Below are 23,657 nucleotides of genomic sequence, written 5' to 3'. Positions count from 1 at the left end.
GCGACATGCTGACGGATAAAGATCGCATCTTTACAAATCTATACGGTCAGGACGACTGGGGCCTCGAAGGCGCCAAACGTCGCGGTTCGTGGAACGGCACCAGGGAATTGCTCGATCAGGGCAGGGACTGGCTGACCAATGAAGTCAAGGCATCTGGTCTGCGTGGCCGTGGCGGTGCGGGCTTCCCCACGGGCCTCAAATGGTCTTTCATGCCCAAGGTCAATGATGGCCGTCCGCATTACCTTGTGGTCAACGCCGACGAGTCTGAGCCGGGTACGTGTAAAGACCGTGAAATCCTGCGCCATGACCCCCATCATCTGATCGAAGGCTGCTTGATCGCCGGCCGCGCGATGGATGCTCATGCTGCCTATATCTATGTGCGCGGCGAGTTCATGCGCGAGCGTCAGCGGCTTGAGGCAGCCGTGGAGCAGGCCTATGACGCTAAACTGATCGGCAAGAACAATGTCCACGGCTGGGATTTCGACATCATCGTCCATCACGGCGCGGGCGCCTATATCTGCGGTGAAGAAACAGCGCTTCTGGAATCACTGGAAGGCAAGAAGGGCCAGCCGCGCCTAAAGCCACCGTTCCCGGCGGGCATGGGCCTTTACGGTAGCCCCACCACAGTCAATAACGTGGAATCGATCGCGGTCGTGCCGGAAATCCTGCGTCGCGGCGCAAGCTGGTTTGCTGGTCTTGGCCGGGAAAACAACACAGGCACAAAGCTCTTCTGCGTCTCGGGCCATGTCAATCAGCCCGCGACCTTTGAAGAGGAAATGGGTATTCCGTTCGAGGAACTGATCGAAAAGCATTGCGGCGGCATTCGCGGCGGCTGGGACAACCTGCTCGCCGTTATCCCCGGCGGCTCATCGGTTCCTTGCGTGCCGGGCGAGAAAATCCGCACCGCGCATATGGATTTCGACGGCTTACGCGAAGTCGGCTCATCGCTTGGCACCGCGGCCGTGATCGTCATGGATAATTCCACCGACATCATCAAGGCCATCTGGCGTCTTTCGGCCTTCTACAAGCATGAAAGCTGCGGGCAATGCACACCTTGCCGCGAAGGCACCGGCTGGATGATGCGCGTCATGGAACGCATGGTGCGTGGAGAAGCGCAAAAGCGCGAAATCGACATGCTGTTTGCAGTGACCAAGCAGGTCGAAGGCCACACGATTTGTGCCTTGGGCGATGCCGCTGCCTGGCCGATCCAGGGCCTGATCCGCAATTTCCGTCATGTGATTGAAGAGCGGATCGACGCATACACCTATAAGTCCACCTCCGATGGCGCAGTGCCCTCGGTTGCGGCGGAGTAAGAGACTATGGCGCAAATCAAGGTCGATGGCGAACTGATCGAGGTTCCCGATCACTTCACGCTGATGCAGGCTGCTGAAGCGGCAGGCGCGGAAATTCCGCGCTTCTGCTATCACGAGCGTCTGTCGGTTGCCGGCAACTGCCGCATGTGCCTCGTCGAGGTTAAGGGCGGACCGCCAAAGCCGCAAGCGAGCTGCGCGATGAGCGTCCGGGATTTGCGTCCTGGTCCCAATGGCGAAGCGCCCGAAATGTTCACCAATACGCCGATGGTCAAGAAGGCCCGCGAAGGTGTGATGGAGTTCCTGCTCATCAACCATCCGCTCGATTGCCCGATCTGCGATCAGGGCGGCGAGTGCGATCTGCAGGACCAGGCGATGGCCTACGGTGTGGATACATCCCGCTATTGGGAGAACAAGCGCGCGGTCGAGAACAAGCATATCGGCCCGCTTGTCAAAACCATAATGAACCGCTGCATCCACTGCACGCGCTGCGTTCGCTTCACCACCGAAGTTGCTGGTGTCTCCGAGCTTGGCTTGATCGGTCGTGGTGAAGACGCCGAAATTACCTCCTATCTCGAACGCTCCATGACCAGCGAGTTGCAGGGCAATGTCATCGACCTCTGCCCGGTCGGCGCGCTGACCTCCAAGCCCTACGCTTTCCAGGCGCGTCCGTGGGAGCTTTCCAAGACAGAATCCATCGACGTTATGGATGGCGTTGGGTCCTCCATTCGCGTTGACGCCCGCGGCAAGGAAGTTATGCGCATACTCCCGCGTGTCCATGAGGGCGTGAATGAGGAATGGATTTCCGATAAAACCCGTTTCATTTGGGATGGACTGCGCACGCAACGTCTTGACCGGCCCTATGTGAAGAAGGGCAAAAAGCTTCAGGCCGCAAGCTGGGCCGAAGCCTTTGCCGCTGTTGCGGCGCTCGTCAACACGTCCGAGGGCGCACGTATTGGCGCTATCGCGGGTGATCTGGCCGGTGTTGAGGAAATATATGCGCTCAAGCAGCTTATGACGGCGCTCGGCTCGGCCAATATCGATGCGCGTCCGGCTGGCTCGGCGCTCGATCCGAAAAAGGGCAGGGCATCCTATATCTTCAATCCCACCATTGCCGGGATCGAAGAAGCCGATGCCATCCTGCTTGTCGGCACAAATCCACGCAAGGAAGCTGCCGTTCTAAACGCGCGTATCCGCAAGGCATGGCGTACTGGCAATGTCGAAATCGGCGTGATCGGCCACGCCGCCGACCTGACTTACGACTACACCCATCTTGGCGCGGGTATCGATACCTTGGCAGAAATTGCCTCAGGCAAGGGCGCGTTTGCCAAGGTCCTCAAGAAAGCCAAAAAGCCGATCGTTATTGTTGGTGAAGGCGCGGTAACTGGCGCCTCGGGCAAGGACGTGCTGGCACTGGCCGCTGAAGTCGCCAAGACCAACGGCGCGGTTGCCAAGGACTGGAACGGTTTTTCCGTATTGCACAATGCGGCGGCCCGCGTCGGCGCGCTCGACATCGGCTTCGTGCCGGGTCGCGGCGGCCTGGATACAGCGGGAATGGTCAAGGCGGCCGGAAGCGGCAAGCTTGATGTTCTGTTCCTTCTCGGTGCCGATGAAATCGATATGGGCGCCTTGGGCGATACCAAGGTTGTCTATATCGGCACTCATGGTGATGCCGGTGCGCATCGCGCCGATATCATTTTGCCCGCAGCGGCCTACACGGAAAAGTCCGCAACCTACGTCAACACCGAAGGCCGGGTCCAGATGACCACCCGCGCAATTTTTGCTCCGGGCGAGGCCAAGGAAGACTGGGCCATTCTGCGCGCATTGTCTGGCGTTCTCGGCCAGACCCTGCCATTCGACTCGCTTACCGCTCTGCGTGCGTCGCTTTACGGCGAATTCCCGCATCTGGCCCGGCTCGATGCGATTGCAGCAGGCAATGGCGATGATGTTGGCAAGCTGGCAAATGCCGCAGCGGCTAAGAAAAATTATGCGCTGGTCTCTCCGGTCAGCGATTTCTATCTCACAAACCCGATTGCGCGGGCATCGGCCGTGATGGCCGAGTGCTCGCAGCTCATGGCGGGCCTAAAGCAGGCAGCAGAGTAAGGCAGCGATATGGATTCGATTTTGTTCGCGCTCGATTACCTCTTCGGAGCCCCGATCTTCGGATTGGGCACGATGATTGGTTTTGTTTGGAAGGCGCTTCTGCTGCTGGTCACGCTGCTGGTCTTTACAGCTTATGTCCTGTTGGCGGACCGTAAGATCTGGGCTGCCGTCCAGATCCGGCGCGGCCCAAACGTGGTAGGCGCGTTCGGCCTGTTTCAGAGCTTTGCCGATCTGTTGAAGTTCGTCTTTAAGGAACCTGTCATCCCGGCAGGTGCAGACAAGGCCGTGTTTCTTCTCGCGCCGCTGGTCACTGTGCTTCTGGCACTGTCGGCTTGGGCCGTTGTTCCTGTTGCCGAAGGCTGGGTGCTTGCCGATATCAATGTCGGCATTCTCTATATCTTCGCGATTTCCTCGCTTGGCGTTTATGGCATCATCATGGGCGGCTGGGCATCGAACTCGAAGTACCCGTTCCTTGGCGCGCTGCGTTCTGCCGCGCAGATGGTGTCCTATGAAGTATCGATCGGCTTTGTGATCATTACCGTTCTGCTGTGCGTCGGATCGCTCAACCTCACCCATATCGTGATTGCGCAGCAGGAAATGGGGCTGGCCCATGCTCTGGGCGTGCCCTGGCTGACATTCCTGAACTGGTTCTGGCTGCCACTCTTCCCGATGTTCGTGATCTTCTTCATCTCGGCATTGGCTGAAACCAACCGGCCGCCATTCGATCTGCCGGAGGCGGAATCTGAACTGGTTGCTGGCTTCATGGTTGAATATGGCTCCACTCCCTACATGATGTTCATGCTGGGCGAGTATGTCGCGATTATCCTGATGTGCGCCCTGACCACCATCCTGTTCCTCGGTGGATGGAGCGCGCCGATCGATCTGCCGCCCTTCACCTGGATTCCAGGTGCAGTCTGGTTCGTTCTGAAACTTTCGCTGGTCTTTTTCATGTTTGCCATGGTCAAGGCTTTCGTCCCCCGGTATCGCTATGACCAGTTGATGCGTCTTGGCTGGAAAGTGTTCCTGCCGATCTCACTGTTCATGGTCGTTGCTGTTGCTGCCGTTCTCCAGCTTACGGGCTGGGGCTGGCATGGCGGCATGGCATAAGGAGAACAATCATGCAGGCATTGAGGTTTCTCGACGCGCTTCTCCTTAGAGAATTCGTTTCGACCTTCTTTTTGGCAATGCGCTATTTCTTCGCGCCAAAGCCAACCATCAACTATCCCTTTGAAAAGGGTGCCATAAGCCCGCGCTTTCGCGGCGAGCACGCCTTGCGCCGCTATCCCAACGGCGAAGAACGCTGCATTGCGTGTAAGCTCTGTGAAGCCATTTGCCCGGCTCAGGCAATCACCATCGAAGCGGGCCCGCGCCAGAACGATGGCACGCGCCGCACGCTTCGCTATGACATCGACATGGTCAAATGCATCTATTGCGGCTTCTGTCAGGAGGCCTGTCCGGTTGATGCAATCGTAGAAGGGCCGAACTTTGAATTTGCAACCGAGACGCGCGAAGAACTCTACTTCTCCAAGGAGCGTCTTCTGGCTAATGGCGACCGCTGGGAGCGTGAGTTGGCCCAAAACATCGCGCTCGACGCGCCGTATCGCTAGGAGCCCGATGTGACGTTACCGCTCTTTTTCTTTTACCTGTTCTCGACGATTGTGATCGCGTCGGCACTGATGGTTATTGCATCGCGCAATCCAGTCCATTCGGTGTTGTTTCTGATCCTTGCTTTCGTCAACGCCGCAGGGATATTCATGCTGGCGGGCGCTGAGTTCCTCGCGCTTATTCTGATCGTGGTCTATGTCGGCGCTGTCGCGGTGCTGTTCCTGTTCGTCGTAATGATGTTGGACGTCGATTTCGGCGAATTGCGCAGGGGCATGCTGCAATATATGCCAGTGGGCGCCCTGATCGGGATCATCTTGCTGCTTGAATTGCTACTTGTTGCTGGCGCTGCCTATCTGGTACCGGAAGCTGCGGGAAGCGGAGCCTTGCCAATCGATGGGGGAATCGAGAATACCCGCGCTTTGGGCTTGGTGCTCTACACTCGCTACATCTATCTGTTCCAGGCTAGCGGACTGATCCTGCTTGTCGCGATGATCGGGGCCATCGTCCTGACCCTTCGCCACAAGCCCAATGTCAAGCGCCAGGACGTCGCAAAGCAGACTGCACGCAACAAGGCTACTGGCGTGGAAGTCGTGAAGGTTGAGAGCGGGAAGGGTTTGTAAGGGGGCATATGATGACACCAGTTATCGGGCTCGGTCATTTCCTGACCGTCGCAGCCATACTGTTCACCATCGGGGTGTTTGGGATCTTCCTCAACCGGAAGAACATCATCATCATTCTGATGTCGGTCGAATTGATCCTTCTTGCGGTCAATATCAATTTCGTTGCGTTTTCCGCGCACCTGCAGGACCTCGTGGGGCAAGTATTCGCCTTGCTGATCCTCACCGTTGCGGCGGCTGAGGCAGCAATCGGGCTGGCGATCCTCGTGATCTTTTTCCGCAACCGCGGATCGATCGCGGTCGATGACGTCAATATGATGAAGGGCTAAGGGGCAATGATTCAGGCTATTGTCTTTCTGCCCCTGATCGGGGCGCTGGTCGCGGGCTTTTTCGGCCGCGTTATTGGCCACAAGCCAGCCGAAATCCTTACAACGGCACTGCTGATGATTTCGGCGCTGCTCTCTTGGGCCGTCTTCATCCCGTTCTTCCTTGGCAATGCCGAGGCCTATCAGGTCGAGGTCATGCGCTGGATCAATTCTGGCGATCTCGATCTGCGCTGGGTGCTGCGTGTCGATACGCTGACTGCAATCATGCTGGTCGTCGTCAACACGGTTTCGAGCCTGGTTCACCTCTATTCGATCGGCTATATGCACGAGGATCCGCATCGCGCGCGGTTCTTTGCCTATCTCTCGCTCTTCACCTTTGCAATGCTGATGCTGGTGACGGCCGATAACTTCCTGCAGATGTTCTTTGGTTGGGAAGGCGTGGGCCTGGCATCATATCTGCTTATTGGTTTCTGGTACAAAAAGCCTTCGGCCAATGCAGCGGCGATGAAGGCGTTCGTCGTCAACCGCGTTGGTGATTTTGGCTTCGCGCTAGGTATTTTCGGCACGTTCTTCCTGTTTGGAACGCTCGGTTTTGACGAGACCTTTGCCGTGCTGTCGGGCGCTGAAGGCATGACAATTCCGTTCCTTGGCGCCGAGTTCGATGCCATGACGGTCATCTGCCTACTGCTCTTTATGGGTGCGATGGGCAAGTCTGCCCAGTTCCTGCTCCACACCTGGTTGCCGGATGCCATGGAAGGCCCAACGCCGGTTTCCGCGCTCATTCATGCCGCAACAATGGTGACAGCCGGCGTATTCATGGTCGCGCGTCTCTCGCCCATGTTTGAAATGAGCGAGACGGCAACGCTCGTCGTTATATATATTGGCGCGATTACGGCGTTCTTTGCTGCAACAGTCGGTCTGGTTCAGAACGACATCAAGCGCGTTATCGCCTATTCGACCTGTTCGCAGCTCGGCTACATGTTCGTCGCACTTGGGGTAGGCGCATATTCCGCGGGCATATTCCACCTGTTCACGCATGCCTTCTTTAAAGCACTGTTGTTCCTTGGCGCGGGCTCGGTCATTCATGCCATGCACCACGAGCAGGACATGCGCAACATGGGCGGCATCGCCAAGAAGGTTCCGCTGACCTACTGGATGATGATCATCGGCACGCTCGCGCTGACCGGTGTGGGCATTCCCGGCACAATGTTCGGGTTCGCAGGATTCTTTTCAAAGGATGCCATCATCGAAGCAGCTTACGCTTTCGGCGGCCCGGCAGGCACACTGTCCTTCTGGCTTCTGGTCGTGGCGGCGCTCTTCACCAGCTTCTATTCATGGCGGCTGATTCACCTGACATTCCACGGCAAGACCCGCGCAGATCATCATACGTTCGATCACGCGCATGAAAGCCCCAATGTCATGCTGATCCCGCTCTATGTGCTGGCGGTCGGCGCGGTGCTCTCGGGCGTCATCTTCTACGATGTCTTCTTCGGCCATGCAGAGCATGTTGAGCACTTCTTCCACGGTTCGATCGTTGTGGATGCGGCGATTATCGATGCGGCGCACTACGTCCCTACCTGGGTAAAGTGGTCTGCCACTGTTGCTATGCTCGCCGGTTTCGTCGGTGCCTGGTATTTTTATATCAGGAGCCCCGAGACCCCCAAGCAACTGGCCGCAGAGCATCCGCACCTCTACAAATTCCTTTTGAACAAGTGGTATTTCGACGAGCTTTATCACCACATCTTCGTGCGTCCGGCCCGCTGGCTTGGAAACGCATTGTGGAAGGGCTTTGACGACTGGTTCATTGATCAAACGGTGGTCGAAGGGCTTGGCCGCCGGGTCAAGCAGGTCACCGCACAGGTGGTCAAGCTCCAGTCGGGCTACCTCTATCACTACGCCTTTGCAATGCTGATCGGCGTGGCTGCGCTCATAACCTGGGCAATCGCCGCCGGGGGACTTTTGGGATGATCCTCAATAACAACATTCTGACCATCGTTACATTTCTGCCGCTGGTCGGAGCCTTCTTCATTCTGCTGACCCCGGGGCGCGACGACGTCGCCGTGCTCAACATCAAGCGTATCGCGCTGGCGACCACGACGGTTACCTTCCTGTTTACGCTGGTCATGTGGGGCATGTTCGATCCCGATACCGCCGAGTTCCAGTTCGTCCAGAACTACCCTTGGGTGGGCGATGTCATCGGATATCGCATGGGTGTTGACGGGATATCGATCCTGTTCATTGTGCTGACAGGGCTTTTGATGCCCATGTGTATTCTTGCAAGCTGGGAGTCGATCAGCTTCCGCGTGCGCGAATACATGGTGTTGTTCCTCGTGCTCGAAACATTGATGATCGGTGTTTTCGCAACGCTCGATCTGGCCATGTTCTATGTCTTCTTTGAAGGCAGCCTGATCCCGATGTTCCTCATCATCGGTATCTGGGGCGGCAAGAAGCGCATTCAGGCGAGCTACAAGTTTTTCTTCTATACTTTCGTTGGCTCGGTCCTGATGCTGCTCGCGATCATGGCAATGTACTGGTATGCCGGTACGCTGGACATCTCGCGGCTCTTGCAGGTCGAGTTTCCGGAAAGCATGCAGATATGGCTGTGGCTGGCGTTCTTCGCTTCGCTCGCCGTCAAGATGCCCATGTGGCCGTTCCACCGTTGGCTACCCGAAGCCCACGTGGAGGCCCCGACTGCCGGTTCAGTCATCCTTGCCGCAATCCTCTTGAAGATGGGCGGCTATGGCTTCCTGCGGTTCTCGTTGCCAATGTTCCCGGACGCTTCGGTCTTTTTCGCCGATTTTGTCTTCGTGCTCTCAGTCGCTGCCATCATCATCACGTCGCTGGTGGCACTCGTTCAGACGGATATCAAAAAGCTGATCGCCTATTCTTCGGTCGCGCACATGGGCTTTGTGACCATGGGCATCTTCACCGGCAACGTTTATGGCGTACAGGGCGCGATCTTCCAGATGATTTCGCACGGTATCGTCTCCGGCGCGCTGTTTCTCTCGGTCGGCGTCATCTATGACCGCATGCACACCCGTGACATCGCGGCCTATGGCGGCCTTGTCGAACGTATGCCCAGATATGCCTTCGCCTTTATGGTCTTCACCATGGCCAATGTCGGTCTGCCCGGAACGTCGGGATTTGTCGGCGAATTCCTGACGCTGCTTGCGATCTTTCAGGTCAATACGTGGTTTGCGATCCTTGCGACGACCGGCGTGATCCTGTCGGCATGTTATGCGTTGTGGCTCTATCGCCAGGTGATTTTTGGCGGTCTTGAGAAGGAAAGCCTCAAAGGCATTCTCGATCTCAACGCTCGCGAAATGCTTACGATCGTGCCACTGATCATTCTGACGATTTTCTTTGGCTTCTACCCCGCACCGCTGCTCGATGCGACGGCTGTTTCGGTACAGGCGCTGGTTGACCAGTACGCCGCCGCAAGCGGCCTTGCCGGCGCAGTGCAATAGGAGGTGAATATGGTTTCCGAATTTGCCGGTTTCGCCTCACTGGCGCCCGCTTACCCTGAGATGCTGCTGGCCGTCTGTGCGATGGCACTGCTCATGATCGGCGTCTTTGCGAAAAAGGAAATTGCTCCCAGCATTTCCGGCATCGCAATTGGCGTACTCATCGCGGTAGGCGTTCTGATCGTTTTCGGCGGTACCGAAGGCACCATCTTTGCCGGCGGTTTCATCAATGATGGTTTTGCACGCTTCATGAAGGTGCTCATCATCGCAGGTTCAGTCTTTGCGCTGATCCTCACCGTTTCGACAGCAGCCGATAAAGGCCTCAATAAGTTCGAATATCCCGTCCTGATCGTCCTTGCCACGCTTGGCATGCTGATGATGGTTTCGGCCAACGACCTGATGAGCCTCTATGTAGGCCTCGAGTTGCAATCGCTTTCGCTTTACGTGCTTGCAGCCTTCCGCCGTGACAGTGCCAAGGCTACCGAAGCCGGGCTGAAATATTTCGTACTCGGCGCGTTGTCCTCAGGCATGTTGCTCTATGGTGCCTCTCTGGTTTACGGCTTTACCGGCCATACTCAACTCGACCAGATTGCGCAGGCCGTGGCACTGGGCGAGCGCAACGTCGGTATCATCTTCGGCCTTGTCTTCCTGCTCGCAGGCCTTGCCTTCAAGATTTCGGCTGTGCCGTTCCATATGTGGACGCCGGACGTTTACGAGGGTGCTCCGACACCAGTAACGGCCTTTTTCGCTTCCGCGCCCAAGGTCGCGGCGATGGCACTGCTCATTCGCATCGTGTTCGACGCCTTCGAGCCGATTGCGCGCGACTGGCAGCAGGTCATTATCTTCATCTCCATTGCATCAATGGTCCTTGCCGCCTTTGCAGCTATTGGCCAACGCAATCTCAAGCGCCTTATTGCTTTTTCCTCGATCGGTCACGTTGGCTTTGCGCTTGTGGGGCTTTCTGCAGGCAATCTTGTCGGTGTTGAAGGCGTTGCAATCTACATGGCTGTTTACCTCACCATGACGATTGGCCTTTTCGCCTGCATTCTGGCACTCAAGAACGAAGACGGTTACGTCGAGAACATTGACGATCTTGCCGGACTCTCACAGAATCGGCCTTTCGTCGCGGCCATGATCGCCATGTTCATGTTTTCGTTGATAGGACTTCCGCCGCTGGCCGGGTTCTTTGCCAAGTGGCATGTATTTCTGGCTGCCATCGAAGCGCGTCTGTTTATCCTCGCTGTGATCGGCATGTTGGCCAGTGCGGTCAGCGCGTTCTATTATCTGCGCGTCGTCAAGGTCATGTATTTCGACGAGCCGGTAAACTCCTACGCGACGCCGGCAATCGAGTTGCGTTTCGTGATGGCGCTGACCGGCTTTCTGGTCCTGTCCTACTATTTCACTGTAGGCGCACCCTTGGCCCAACTTGCTCATAACGCTGCGGGAAGCCTTTTCTAACGTGGTTGCCTTTCCGCTCGGTCCAAATGCAAGCAAAGCCGGTTACAGGGTAATCGGCTTTGACTCTATTGGATCGACCAATGCCGAGGCAATGAAAGCCGCTGCTGCCGGCGATGCGCCCAACATCTGGTATGTCGCACTACAGCAGACCGAGGGCAGGGGGCGTCGCGGTCGTCAATGGGAAAGCCCTTATGGCAATCTGGCCGCTAGCCTGATGATTGCCCCTGAAGCCGAGGCGCACCATCTGGCAACGCTGGGCTTTGTTGCGGGGGTGGCGCTCAACCGTGCACTCAATCAATTAGTGCCTCAAATGCGAACCAGGAGCGGTCTTGATGGTGCCGATGGCGTCTCGCAAGAAGGGCCGGTCCGCATTGCGCTCAAATGGCCAAACGACATTCTGGCTGATGGTGCCAAGCTCGCTGGTATTCTGCTCGAAGTTCAGCCGCGGTTTGACGGCAGCAAGGCGATCGTGATCGGCTTTGGCGTCAATGTCGTTGCTGCACCCGCTGGTCTGCCCTATCCGGCAACGGCACTGAGCGCATTCAATGGCGCACTGGATGCCCAAGCGGTTTTTGAAGCACTGGCCGAACACTGGGTGGAGTGTTATGCCCTTTGGAACAACGGCGCTGGCACACGGGAAATTCTCGCGGGCTGGCGCGAATTTGCCACCGGGATCGGGACCGAGGTGGCAGTAAAGCGGAACTCCGACGTCATTCGCGGCGTCTTTGAAACGATTGATGATGCCGGGCGCCTTATTGTGCGGGACGCAGAAGGGCACAGAACCGCGATTGCAGCGGGCGATGTGCATTTTGGCACGACTGCAAGCCTTAAGGCCTGAATTCCGGCGAGTGAAATGTGAAGAAGAGAGGGTGCCCGGACGGCTTTTCCGTCACACGGGCATAATTGGCTTATGGCAAGAAATAAACGCGGCGGCGATGAACTCGTCTTCGTGCCGCTCGGCGGCGTTGGCGAAATCGGCAAGAATATGGGCCTATACGGCTTTGGCCCGGAGAATGACCGCAAGTGGCTTGTAGTCGATTGCGGCGTGACCTTCGGCGGCCCCGATCTACCCGGTATCGAACTGATCATGCCCGATCCGCGCTTTCTTGAAGAAGAGGCCGACGGTGTCGTGGGGCTGGTGCTAACCCACGCCCACGAAGATCATTACGGCGCGGTTCTCGATCTCTGGCCTGGCTTTGACGCCCCGGTTTATGCAACGCCTTTTGCGGCCGCCATGCTCAAGGCCAAGCGGCTCTCAAATGCCATCGAGGAAGATGTCGAGGTCAAAATCTTCCAATCGGGCAAGCCATTCGACGTCGGCCCGTTCCACGTTGAAGCTATCGACATGTCTCATTCGATCCCTGAAAGCTGCGCGCTGCTAATCGATACGCCAGCGGGTCGCGTGCTGCATACCGGCGACTGGAAGCTCGATCCTGGCCCGGTTGGTACACCGCATACCGATATCGAACGTCTCAAGGCCATCGGGGCAGAAGGCAAGCCGCTCGCTCTGATCTGCGACAGCACCAATGCCATGAAGGACGGCGAGAGCCCTTCGGAGGCCGAGGTGGCCGTAAATCTCGACCGGCTGATTTCCGAAGCGCCGTATCGCGTTGCCGTCACGATTTTTGCGTCCAATCTGGGACGCATGATTTCGGTGGCCCGCGCTGCAAAAAAGGCGGGTAGGGAAGTCGTTGCTGCCGGCCGGGCCGTGCATCGTGTTGCCGGCATTGCGCGCGAGCTCGGGCTTATGGAGGGCATCCCCGATTTTCTCGATCAGGATGCCTACGGCTATCTCCCGCGCGAAAAGACGGTTCTGATATGTACCGGTAGCCAGGGCGAGTCCCGCGCAGCCATGGCCCGCATTGCGGCTGGCAATCATCCGGTCATTGACCTTTCGCCGGGCGACAGGGTGATCTTTTCTTCGTGGTCCATTCCGGGCAACGAAAAGGCCGTCATCGACATTCAGAACCAGCTTGTTGACCGTGGCGTGGAATTGATCACAGGCCGCGAAGAGATGGTACACGTATCGGGTCATCCGCGTCGGCACGAACTTGTCAAGCTTTACGATTGGGTCAAGCCCAGCCTGCTGGTGCCTGTCCATGGCGAGCCGATGCATCTTGAAGCGCATGCCAAACTGGGACGCGAAAACGGCATCAAAACCGCCTATTCGGCACGCAACGGCGACATGGTGCGCCTATTCCCCGAACCGGCCCACTACCCGTCCGAGGTGCCGACCGGCATCCTTTATCTCGATGGCAACATTCTTTGCACACCAGAGGAAAGCCGCGTGCGCGATCGTCGCAAGCTGGCATTTGGTGGTCTTGTCGTGGTGTCGCTGGCCGTCAACGGGAAGGGGCAGATCGTCTCAGGCCCCGTATTTGATCTGGACGGCATCCCTGAACTTGAGGAAGATGACGACCCATTGAGTGATGTTATTCATTCTGCCGCGCATGGGGCAATAAAGAGCTTCCCTGAGAAGCGGCGTACCGATACGGCGCGGTTTGCCGAAGCTGTTCGGCGCGCAGTCAGGTCGGAGACCAATGCGGTCTGGGGGCGGCGGCCAATTGTTAAAGTGTTCGTACACAAGGTTTGAGCAATGCAGTGGCTGACATATGTAGCGCTTTATTTCGTGATTTGGTGGACAGTGCTGTTCGTTGTGCTGCCCTTTGGCGTACGTGGCCAGCATGAAGACGGCGTTGTTGCAGACGGCACTGAGCCAGGCGCGCCGGTAAATCCGTTTACACTGCAAAAAATGATCGCTACGTCCGTGCTCGCGGTCGTCGTCATGCTGCTTGTGTTGTGGGGGCTGTCGAATGAATGGCTCCAAGCCTACTGGAGTTGATCTTGGCGCCAGCGCCAAATTAATGCAGAGCAAAAAAAAGCAGGGCTAAAGCCCTGCATCTTAAATGAGTTTCGCGACAATCCACTGGTCTTACGGCGCGTAAAACGGGCGGCCAGTGCTCCTCCCTTGACGTTGTCTGCGTTAGGCGAATTTTAGTCTCGCCCTTAATTTTATGGCCGGACACTAACAGGGTGGATTATGTCTGCCAAGGGAAATTTGCGGTCTTTTGTCACACTTTCTGTCAAAAAACTGTCACGTATGCACTTCATCGCTTGCCCTTGCCTTTCGGGGGTGGTTTGCGCTTGATAGTGCCGCCTGCCATCCAAGGTGAGTCGCCCCTGGAGGACCCGGAGTTATCATGCGCTTATCCAAATATTTTCTGCCCGTTCTCAAGGAAACGCCGAAAGAGGCCGAGGTCATATCCCATAGGCTTATGCTGCGCGCGGGCATGATCAGTCAGCAGGCTGCAGGTATGTATGCCTGGTTGCCGCTCGGCTATAAAGTCTTGCGCAAAATTCAGACGATCATCGAGCAGGAACAGAACAGGGCCGGCGCAATCCAACTTCTCATGCCGACCTTGCAATCGGCCGACTTGTGGCGTGAGAGTGGCCGTTATGAGGATTATGGCAAGGAAATGCTGCGCATGCAGGATCGGCACGAGCGCGATATGCTCTACGGTCCCACCAATGAGGAGATGATCACGCACATCTTCCGAACCTATGTACGCTCCTACAAGGACTTGCCGCTCAATCTCTACCATATCCAGTGGAAGTTCCGAGACGAGATCCGTCCGCGCTTTGGCACCATGCGCAGCCGCGAATTTTTGATGAAGGATGCTTATTCCTTCGATATCGACAAGGACGCAGCGGTAAAGGCCTATCAGCGCATGTTCGTCGCCTATCTGCGGACCTATCACCGCATGGGCCTGACCGCGATCCCGATGCGCGCTGAAACCGGCCCCATTGGCGGCGACCTTTCTCATGAATTCATCGTTCTTGCAGAGACCGGCGAAAGCGGCGTCTTCTGTCACGCGGATATGCTCGACAAGCCGATCCCCGGTCCCGATACGGATTTTGATGGCGATCTCTCGGGCATCGTTGCCGATTGGACCTCGCTTTACGCCGCCACCGAAGACATGCACGACGACGCCGAGTTCGGCGCGAAAGTGCCAGAAAACAAGCGCATCGCTGCACGCGGCATCGAAGTCGGCCAGGTCTTTTATTTCGGCACCAAATATTCCGAGCCCATGGGCGCGACGGTAACTGGACCGGATGGCAAGGATGTCGCGGTGCATATGGGTTCATACGGGATTGGCCCCAGCCGCATCGTGCCTGCGATCATCGAGGCCTATCACGATGAAAACGGTATCATATGGCCGGTATCGGTTGCGCCTTTTGAGGTCTCACTCATCAACCTCAAGTCGGGCGACGCGGCCTGCGATGCCGCCAATGTCAAGCTCTATGATCAACTCCACGCTGCCGGGCTCGATGTGCTCTATGACGACCGCGAAACCGGTGCAGGCCAGAAATTTGCAACAGCCGATCTGATCGGCATTCCCTTCCAGTTGATCGTCGGTCCGCGCGGGCTCGCAGCGGGAGAAGTCGAAATCAAGCACCGCAAGTCCGGGGAGCGCGAGACCATCGGCATCGAAGATGCGGTTTCCCGTCTCAAGGCCCTGATCGAACCCGAACGCAGAGACACCGTGTGAGCGCCTCCGCACCAACCAGCGTCAAAAGGGATAAGGCGCCGGGACCGTTTTCGCGTTTCGAGATTATGGTCGCCGGTCGCTATCTGCGCGCGCGCCGCCGGGATACGTTTATCTCGGTCATCGCCGCGCTGACCATGATCGGCATAGCCATCGGCGTTGCAACGCTCATTGTGGTGATGAGCGTCATGAACGGTTTCCGGGACGAGCTTCTTTCAAAGATTCTCGGTCTCAATGGGCATTTCACGGCCTTTCCCATCGATCAGTCTTTTACCGATTACGAGGATGTAAAGCTCCGGCTCGAAGAGGTGGATGGCGTCATCAGTGCCGTTGCCTTTGTGGAAGGGCAGGCGCTGGCAACCGGCGCGTACAATTCCGCCGGGGTGGCGGTACGCGGCATGTCGATGGAAGACATTGAAAAGCTGCCGCTCCTGGTCAGCAGTGCTACGCTGGGTGGCTGGGAAGATTGGAACGCGCTCGATGGTGTCGCAATTGGCTCGCGCATGGCGCATCAATTGGGGCTCAGTCTTGGGGATCCGATCACCATTGTAACGCCGCGCGGCATACAGACCCCGTTCGGATCCACGCCACAGATCCGCTCTTATCCGGTCAATGTCATTTTTGACGTCGGCATGGTTGAGTTTGATTCCTTCTTTGTCTTCATGCCGATCCAGGCGGCGCAGGACTATTTCCGCATGTACTCCGAAGTGCTGCGGGAGGGCTTTGACGAACTGCCCCTCATGGCAACGGATGAGGAAATCGACGACGCCTACGAACGGCGTTATCAGGCAACCGCAGTCGAGGTTTTCCTACGTGATCCCGATGCGACCTGGGCCATCCAGACGCAGCTTGAGATGGCAGCAGGTCGGCCCATGATCTTTACGGACTGGCAACGGCGCAACGAAACATTCTTCTCCGCGCTGCAGGTCGAGCGCGTCGTAATGTTTGTCATATTGTCGATGATCGTACTTGTCGCCGCGTTCAATATCATTTCCAGCCTGGTGATGCTTGTCAAAGACAAGGGGGGCGATATTGCCGTTTTGCGAACGATGGGGGCAACGCGGGCTTCGATCATGCGCATCTTCTGCATGACGGGGACGGCCATCGGCTTTGTTGGTACGCTTGCCGGCTTTGTTCTTGGTTTGATCCTTGCCATCAATGCCGAATCCATCCGGGCGTGGGTATCGGAAGTTCTCGGCATCGCCTTGTTCCCACCCGAAGTCTTTTTGCTCTCGTCGCTGCCATCGCGCGTGGATGCGTTCGAGGTTTCGGTAGTGCTTGTTCTTGCTCTCACGTTATCGTTCCTGGCGACGCTTTATCCGGCCTGGCGCGCAGCCCAATATGACCCGGTGGAGGCGCTGCGTTATGAGTAATGTGCTTATCAATCTCAAGGACGTCAGCCAGACCTACGGGACAGGCGGGGCTGCCGTACATGTTCTAAAGGGTGCCGATCTTACGGTTTCCAAAGGCGAACTGGTGGCCTTGGTTGCGCCATCCGGCGCCGGAAAGTCGACTTTGCTTCACATCTGCGGTCTGCTTGAACGCCCGACCGGTGGTGCTGTTACAGTTGTCGATCAGGCCACCGAAAAACTGACGGACCGGCAGCGCACGCTTTTGCGTAGGCATCGCATTGGCTATGTCTATCAGTTCCATCATCTGCTGCCCGAGTTCAGCGCCATTGAGAATGTGATGATGCCGCAATTCATAGCTGGTGCCAATGAAGACAAGGCAAAGGCGCGCAGCATCGAACTTCTCGAGATCATGGGAATTGCCCATCGGGCGACCCATCGTCCGGCCGAGCTTTCAGGCGGCGAACAGCAACGTGTAGCCATCGCGCGGGCGGCTGCCAACGGCCCAAGCCTCATTCTAGCAGACGAGCCGACGGGCAATCTCGACCCCGCCACCAGCGACAAGGTTTTCGATGCGTTGTCCGCTCTGGTCAAGGAGCACGAGGCGGGCTGCATCATCGCGACCCATAATCACGATCTCGCCCGGAAGGCGGACCGCGTGGTGACGATCGTCGACGGCAAGGTTACTCCTGCGGAACTCTAGCCTCAGTAGTATTACGCAGCACAGCACCAAACTTTAGCAAGTCAAGCAGCGCACCACCAAAAGGCTTGCCAAATGGCAGCCGCAGCCGGGTCGTTTGGTTCTCCCATAAAAAATACAAACAATATCAATGCACTGTCGGGATCCTGTACCCGAATTGCGCGCATGCATTGGTCGCGAAGACCCTGTAGCTTAACTTTGCATTAAGCAAAATGGCCCTGCGCGTTGAAAATATATAGACGAGAACAAAATATGAACTTATAAGAACAAATATGGAACAACACCAAGGAGAACCGAGATGCTGGCCTTTGTGAAAGATTTCATGGCACTCTTGTCTTTGACTGCGTTCGGCGCCATTGCCCTGCTTTACGTCGATATGCTCGCCTATATTGGTTGAGCGACCTGTGCAAATCGAGCAGGGACTGTTGGCCCCCGCCAAAAGGAATGGCACAAGAAAAGTCTCGGCAAGGAGCAGTCATGTCCGGACCAGGTTTTATCCATCTTCACGTTCACTCGGCGTTCTCTCTTCTCGAGGGCGCGCTGCCCTTGGGCAAGATTTTGGACATGGCCATTGCCGATGGGCAACCGGCGCTGGGAATTGCCGACACCAACAATCTCTTTGGCGCGCTCGAGTTTTCCGAGAAGGCGTCGGGCAAGGGCCTGCAACCTATTATCGGATGCGAACTAACTCTCAACTTCGGCGCCGATGAAGAAAAGCCTAACGAGCGCATCAATCTCGGCAAAGGCAACATCGTTCTCATTGCCGCCAACGAGAAGGGCTTTGCCAATCTCTCCACCCTTGTCAGCCGGGCCTATCTTGAAGGAGTAGAGAACCGGACATCTGCTCATATCGACTGGTTCGATAACGGCTACGCCGATGGATTGATCTGCCTGACGGGCGGCCCTGAAGGGGTGATTGATCCTTTGCTTGCGGCCGGTATGGATGGCGTTGCCGCCCAGCGACTGTCGCGACTTATGCAGATTTTCGGCGATCGGCTTTATGTTGAGATCCAGCGTCACGATCGGCCGATTGAAAATGCCGTAGAGCCGCGGTTGATCGATCTGGCCTATGCCAACGATCTGCCTCTCGTTGCGACCAATGAGCCATATTTTCCGGCACAGGACGATTTTGATTCCCACGACGCGCTCTTGGCCATCGCAGCGGGATCGGTCGTAGCGCAGACTGAACGGCGGCGCCTTTCCGATCAGCACTATTTCAAGACGCGCGCAGAAATGATGGCCTTGTTTTCCGATCTGCCCGAGGCATTGGAAAACACGATTGAAATAGCAAGGCGTGTCAGCTACCGCCCGCGCACCCTCGATCCAATCCTTCCCAAATTCGCTGCCGCCGAAGGCGTGGGCGAGGAGGAAGCCAATCATGCAGAAGGCGAGGAGCTCGCACGACAGGCCAGGGAAGGGCTAGACCGGCGACTGGAAAGTTACGGTCTTGCACCTGGCAAGGCTCGCGAAGAGTACCAGGAACGGCTGGAGTTCGAGCTTAAGGTTATTCGGGACATGAAATTTCCCGGCTACTTCCTGATCGTTGCCGACTTCATCAAATGGTCCAAGGCGCACAATATACCTGTGGGGCCAGGGCGTGGCTCGGGCGCTGGCTCGCTCGTTGCCTATGCCCTTACCATTACTGACCTCGATCCCTTGCGGTATAACCTGCTGTTTGAGCGCTTTCTAAATCCTGAACGTGTGTCGATGCCGGACTTTGACATCGACTTCTGCCAAGAGCGGCGCGAAGAGGTCATTCGCTACGTTCAGAATAAATACGGCTCCGATCAAGTCGCTCAGATCATCACGTTTGGAACCCTTCAGCCGCGCGCTGCGCTGCGCGATGTCGGCCGTGTGCTTCAGATGCCATACGGGCAGGTGGATCGCATCTGTAAGCTCGTGCCCAACAATCCCGCCAATCCCGTAACATTGGCCGAGGCCATTCGCGACGAACCGCGCCTTCAGATGATGCGCGACGAAGATGAAACCGTCGCCGAACTGCTCGCCATAGCCGGAAAGCTCGAGGGCCTTTACCGCCACGCGTCAACCCACGCCGCCGGTCTGGTAATCGGCGATCGACCGCTCCATGAATTGCTGCCGCTTTACCGCGATCCGCGCTCGGATATGCCCGTCACTCAGTATAATCTGAAATGGGTCGAGCCAGCCGGTCTGGTCAAGTTCGACTTCCTTGGTCTCAAGACACTCACAACCATCCGCTATGCGGTCGAGATGATCAAAGAGCAGGGCATCGATGTCGATATCGACGCGATCCCGCTCGATGACGCGCCGACCTATAAGCTTTACGCCGATGGCGATACTTACGGCATCTTCCAGTTTGAAAGTCCTGGGATGCGCCGCGCGCTGGTCGAGCTCAAGCCCGACCGCATCGAAGATCTGATCGCGATGAACGCGCTCTATCGGCCTGGTCCGATGGACAATATTCCGAGCTTTATCAATAGAAAGCACGGGCTGGAAAAGGTCGAATACCCCCATGAGATGATCAGGGCCGTTCTCGACGAGACCTATGGCATTATCGTCTATCAGGAACAGGTGATGCAGATCGCGCAGCTGTTGTCCGGCTATTCGCTGGGTGAAGCCGACATGCTGCGCCGCGCCATGGGCAAGAAGATCAAGGCGGAAATGGACAAGCAGCGCGTCCGTTTCCAGGAAGGCGCGCTCAAGAACGGCCTCAGCAAGGGCCTTGCCGACAGCATTTTTGACCTTCTGGCCAAGTTTGCCAATTATGGCTTCAACAAGAGCCACGCGGCGGCCTATGCTTGGGTGTCTTACCAGACGGCGTGGCTCAAGACCCATTACCCGCACCAGTTCTATGCCGCCTCGATGACACTCGATATGGCACAGACCGATAAGCTCTCCGACTTCCGCCGCGAAGCGGAGAAAAAAGGGATTGAGGTGCTGCCGCCTTGCGTCAACCGCTCGGAAGTCATCTTCTCGGTCAAGGACAACAAGATTCACTATTCGCTTTGCGCGGTCAAAGGCGTAGGGCGACAAGTCGCCGAGCATATTGTCGAGGTGCGCAAGGCCGGCGGCGTCTTCAAAAGCCTTGCCGATTTCGCCAGCCGCATCGATCCCAAGGTCATCAACAAGCGTACGCTCGAAACTCTGATCAGCGCTGGTGCATTCGATCGGATCGTCAAGCGCCGCGAGCAGGTTATGGCGGTCGTAGATACGATCATCAGCACTGCCCAGCGCGAAACATCGGGCAGGGCGGATGGTATCACCGACATGTTCGCCTCCACCCAGCCACAGGAAATTGCGCTGCCCCAGACCATTCCGGCATGGAGCCTGACCGAGCGGCTTGCCAAGGAGCATGCGGCCATCGGCTTTTATCTGTCAGCGCACCCGCTTGACGATTATCTTGAGCTTTTTGACAAATTGCGGGTGCAGCAATGGTCCAACTTTGAAAAAGCCGCGCGTCAAGGTGCTGTTGCCGGACGGCTGGCAGGCACAGTCATTTCGCGGCAGGAGCGCAAGACCCGCAAGGGCTCGACCATGCTCATCATGATGCTGTCCGATCCTAGCGGTTCATATGAATGCATCGCCTTTTCCGAACAGATCGATGATTACGGCCATATGCTTGAACCGGGCAAATCGGTGGTTATCGAGGTTGGTGCCGACTCACGTCCCGATGGCGTGCGCTTGCGTCTGCTCAAGGCCGACCCGATTGAAGGCTCGGTCGAAAAACTGAGCCGTCGCCTGACCATATTTGCGGGCGATCCTAAATGTCTTGCTCCTATTCGGTCCCAGCTCAAGTCCGGCGGGGAAGGGGTGGTTAGTCTGGTTCTTATCCGCGATCAGGGCGAGCGCGAATATGAGATCGAGTTGCCGGGGCAGTTTCGTATCAGCCCGCAATTGGCCGGTGGCCTGAAGTCGATCGCGGGTGTCATTGACGTCAGTCTTAATTAGGCTGGAATATATATTGCGCGGCACTTATATAAGTTGCTGCAAGATTAGTGCGTCGCCGCAGCCTGCGGCGCTCTTGCGCTTGCCAAGCGTATGGGCCTGCTGTATAGCCCGCACGTCAAATCCACATGCAGGGAATGGCACCGCGTTCGCGCGGCACCGATCCGGTGACGGTTTTCCGTCTCTTAAACGCCCTGCAGAGGCATAACCGGTAAAGGAGACTACCCAATGGCATTGCCAGATTTTTCCATGCGCCAACTGCTTGAGGCCGGCGTACATTTCGGCCACCAGAAGCACCGCTGGAACCCCAAGATGGAACGCTTCATTTTCGGCGTTCGCAACGATATTCACATTCTTGACCTCAGCCAGACTGTGCCGGCGCTTTATCGCGCGCTGCAACTCGTCAGCGATACTGTTGCCGATGGCGGCCGCGTTCTTTTCGTTGGCACCAAGCGTCAGGCCGCTCCGGTCGTTGCCGAGGCAGCCCGTCAGAGCGCGCAATATTACGTCAACTCGCGCTGGCTTGGCGGTATGCTGACCAACTGGCAGACGATTTCCAACTCGATCGCGCGCCTGCGTGAACTCGAAGCCCTGCAGGCCGAAGGCGCACAGGGCCTTACCAAGCGTGAACGCCTGCAGCGCAGCCGTGAGCAGGAGCGTCTTGAGCGTGACCTCGGCGGTATCAAGGACATGGGCAACATCCCCAGCCTCCTGTTCGTGATCGACACCAACAAGGAAGCGAACGCGATCAAGGAAGCACGCCGTCTCGGCATTCCGGTCGTGGCTATCGTCGACACCAACTGCGATCCTGATGTCGTCGATTTCCCGATCCCGGGCAATGACGACGCCGCCCGCGCGCTTGAACTGTACTGCTCGCTCATTTCCAAGGCTGCTCTGGACGGCATTTCGCGTTCGTCCTCTGCCATGGGGGCTGACCTCGGCGCTTCGGTTGAAGCTCCTGCCGAGCCTGCTCTGGAAGCAGAGCCTGCCGCCGCGGAAGGCGAAGCCGCCCAAGCCTAAGGCTTGCGACAAGCCGGGCTGGCGTTCTGCCTGCGTCTTTTGGGTGCTGAAAGTCTCAGCACCCAATTTGCGTAAAAGTCTCTCGGCTTCATAAACGCGACATATCAAAGACATAGTGCTCATTCCCCGGTCCGAGTGGAATGGCGCCCATCGATAAAGAGGTATTCTCATGTCAATCAGTGCAGCAGACGTAAAAAAACTCCGCGAATTGACCGGGGTCGGCATGATGGACTGCAAAAAGGCCCTGACCGAAACCAATGGCGATATCGAAGCCGCCGTCGATTGGCTGCGTTCCAAGGGGCTCGCCAAGGCTGCTAAGAAGGCTGATCGCGTTGCCGCAGAAGGTCTGGTTGGCGTTGCGCTTGCCGGCAACAAGGCTGCCATCGTTGAAATCAATTCGGAAACCGACTTCGTTGCCCGCAACGAACAGTTTCAGTCCATCGTTTCCAATGCTGCCAAGCTCGCGCTGGAAGTGAACGGCGACGTTGCGGCGCTGGCCGAAGCCCAGTATCCCGGTACGGGCCGCACCCTGCAGGGTGAGTTGACCGAAGCCATTGCCAAGATCGGCGAAAATATGACCCTGCGTCGTTCGGCCGTTCTCGAAGTGTCCGAAGGCGTTATCGGCTCCTATGTTCACTCGGCTATTGCCGAAGGCATTGGCCGCATCGGTATTCTCGTTGGTCTGGAATCGAGCGGTGACAAGGCCACTCTCGAAGCTCTTGGCAAGCAGATTGCAATGCACATTGCTGCAACCAATCCGCTTTCGCTTTCAGCCGACGATCTCGATCCCGAGGCCGTCGAACGCGAACGTGCCGTTTTTGTCGAGCAGGCAAAGGAATCGGGCAAGCCTGACAACATCGTTGAAAAGATGGTCGAAGGCCGCATTCGCAAGTTCTATCAGGAAGTAACGCTTCTTGAGCAGACCTTTGTTATCGACGGCGAAAACTCAGTGGCTCAGGCAGTTGCCAATGCCGAAAAGGACGCAGGCGCCCCAATCAAGGTCACCGGCTTCGTCCGCTTTGCCCTCGGCGAAGGCATCGAAAAGCAGGAATCCGATTTCGCTGCTGAAGTTGCTGCCGCTGCAGCTGGCGCATAATCGACTCTGACAGGCGGTAGCGCCTCATCGCCTGCACGCACTTGTTTCCCGCTTCGATGTTCCTCGAAGCGGGAAATTTTGTATCTGGCTGCACTTGACGGAAAACCGGCCTGTAAACGCGAAAAGACTTGCGCTAAA

18 protein-coding genes are annotated in these 23,657 nt (G+C 57.0%); all 18 read left to right on the top strand.

The window, feature by feature from the left end; translation table 11 throughout:
* Window positions 1-5 precede the first annotated feature (5 nt).
* The 18 genes from nuoF (at window position 6) to tsf (ending at window position 23,519) form a co-directional block, all read left to right on the top strand.
* The gene (nuoF, locus tag EO133_RS02595) at window positions 6-1,313 is read left to right on the top strand and encodes an NADH-quinone oxidoreductase subunit NuoF (RefSeq protein WP_127071109.1); all 1,308 of its coding nucleotides are present in this window, start codon (window positions 6-8) and stop codon (window positions 1,311-1,313) included.
* Between the two features lie 6 nt (window positions 1,314-1,319).
* On the top strand, window positions 1,320-3,413 hold the full coding sequence (nuoG, locus tag EO133_RS02590) for an NADH-quinone oxidoreductase subunit NuoG (protein WP_127071108.1): 2,094 nt from the start codon (window positions 1,320-1,322) through the stop codon (window positions 3,411-3,413).
* Window positions 3,414-3,485: 72 nt separating this feature from the next.
* Window positions 3,486-4,520, top strand: a complete 1,035-nt coding sequence (gene nuoH / locus EO133_RS02585; protein WP_127071243.1) for an NADH-quinone oxidoreductase subunit NuoH — start codon at window positions 3,486-3,488, stop codon at window positions 4,518-4,520.
* Window positions 4,521-4,531: 11 nt separating this feature from the next.
* Window positions 4,532-5,020, top strand: coding sequence for an NADH-quinone oxidoreductase subunit NuoI (gene nuoI, locus EO133_RS02580; RefSeq protein WP_127071107.1), 489 nt, complete (start codon window positions 4,532-4,534; stop codon window positions 5,018-5,020).
* 9 nt (window positions 5,021-5,029) lie between these two features.
* A complete protein-coding gene (locus EO133_RS02575; RefSeq protein WP_127071106.1) occupies window positions 5,030-5,638 on the top strand; it encodes an NADH-quinone oxidoreductase subunit J in 609 nt (202 codons plus the stop codon).
* 11 nt (window positions 5,639-5,649) lie between these two features.
* Window positions 5,650-5,964: an NADH-quinone oxidoreductase subunit NuoK gene (gene nuoK / locus EO133_RS02570; RefSeq protein WP_127071242.1), complete on the top strand. Its 315-nt coding sequence runs from the start codon at window positions 5,650-5,652 to the stop codon at window positions 5,962-5,964.
* 6 nt (window positions 5,965-5,970) lie between these two features.
* Window positions 5,971-7,929, top strand: coding sequence for an NADH-quinone oxidoreductase subunit L (gene nuoL, locus EO133_RS02565; RefSeq protein WP_127071105.1), 1,959 nt, complete (start codon window positions 5,971-5,973; stop codon window positions 7,927-7,929).
* Window positions 7,926-9,428 carry an NADH-quinone oxidoreductase subunit M gene (locus EO133_RS02560; protein ID WP_244640782.1) on the top strand — a complete coding sequence of 501 codons (1,503 nt, stop codon included), beginning with the start codon at window positions 7,926-7,928 and terminating at the stop codon, window positions 9,426-9,428. Before nuoL ends, EO133_RS02560 begins: the two co-directional genes overlap by 4 nt.
* A gap of 9 nt (window positions 9,429-9,437) precedes the next feature.
* Window positions 9,438-10,883: an NADH-quinone oxidoreductase subunit NuoN gene (gene nuoN, locus EO133_RS02555; RefSeq protein ID WP_127071104.1), complete on the top strand. Its 1,446-nt coding sequence runs from the start codon at window positions 9,438-9,440 to the stop codon at window positions 10,881-10,883.
* 1 nt (window position 10,884) lies between these two features.
* Window positions 10,885-11,721 (top strand): biotin--[acetyl-CoA-carboxylase] ligase, encoded by an 837-nt coding sequence (locus tag EO133_RS02550; RefSeq protein ID WP_127071103.1) that lies wholly within the window; start codon window positions 10,885-10,887, stop codon window positions 11,719-11,721.
* A gap of 72 nt (window positions 11,722-11,793) precedes the next feature.
* The gene (locus EO133_RS02545; RefSeq protein ID WP_127071102.1) at window positions 11,794-13,476 is read left to right on the top strand and encodes a ribonuclease J; all 1,683 of its coding nucleotides are present in this window, start codon (window positions 11,794-11,796) and stop codon (window positions 13,474-13,476) included.
* Between the two features lie 3 nt (window positions 13,477-13,479).
* Complete coding sequence (locus EO133_RS02540) at window positions 13,480-13,725, top strand: DUF1467 family protein (protein ID WP_127071101.1); 246 nt, start codon at window positions 13,480-13,482, stop codon at window positions 13,723-13,725.
* Window positions 13,726-14,083: 358 nt separating this feature from the next.
* Complete coding sequence (proS, locus tag EO133_RS02535; RefSeq protein WP_127071100.1) at window positions 14,084-15,433, top strand: proline--tRNA ligase; 1,350 nt, start codon at window positions 14,084-14,086, stop codon at window positions 15,431-15,433.
* A gap of 65 nt (window positions 15,434-15,498) precedes the next feature.
* Window positions 15,499-16,803, top strand: coding sequence for an ABC transporter permease (locus EO133_RS02530; protein ID WP_127071240.1), 1,305 nt, complete (start codon window positions 15,499-15,501; stop codon window positions 16,801-16,803).
* Window positions 16,796-17,482 (top strand): ABC transporter ATP-binding protein, encoded by a 687-nt coding sequence (locus EO133_RS02525; RefSeq protein ID WP_127071099.1) that lies wholly within the window; start codon window positions 16,796-16,798, stop codon window positions 17,480-17,482. Before EO133_RS02530 ends, EO133_RS02525 begins: the two co-directional genes overlap by 8 nt.
* 474 nt (window positions 17,483-17,956) lie before the next feature.
* Entirely contained in the window at window positions 17,957-21,406 is a 3,450-nt protein-coding gene (gene dnaE / locus EO133_RS02520) for a DNA polymerase III subunit alpha (RefSeq protein WP_127071098.1), read from the top strand.
* Between the two features lie 225 nt (window positions 21,407-21,631).
* On the top strand, window positions 21,632-22,423 hold the full coding sequence (gene rpsB, locus EO133_RS02515) for a 30S ribosomal protein S2 (RefSeq protein WP_127071097.1): 792 nt from the start codon (window positions 21,632-21,634) through the stop codon (window positions 22,421-22,423).
* A gap of 169 nt (window positions 22,424-22,592) precedes the next feature.
* Window positions 22,593-23,519: a translation elongation factor Ts gene (tsf, locus tag EO133_RS02510; protein WP_127071096.1), complete on the top strand. Its 927-nt coding sequence runs from the start codon at window positions 22,593-22,595 to the stop codon at window positions 23,517-23,519.
* The last annotated feature ends 138 nt before the right edge of the window (window positions 23,520-23,657 follow it).

Source organism: Pelagibacterium lentulum (genome assembly GCF_003992625.1).
Classification (GTDB): domain Bacteria; phylum Pseudomonadota; class Alphaproteobacteria; order Rhizobiales; family Devosiaceae; genus Pelagibacterium; species Pelagibacterium lentulum.
The sequence above is the reverse complement of the archived record's forward strand: the minus strand, read 5'-3'. Positions and strand labels throughout refer to the sequence as shown.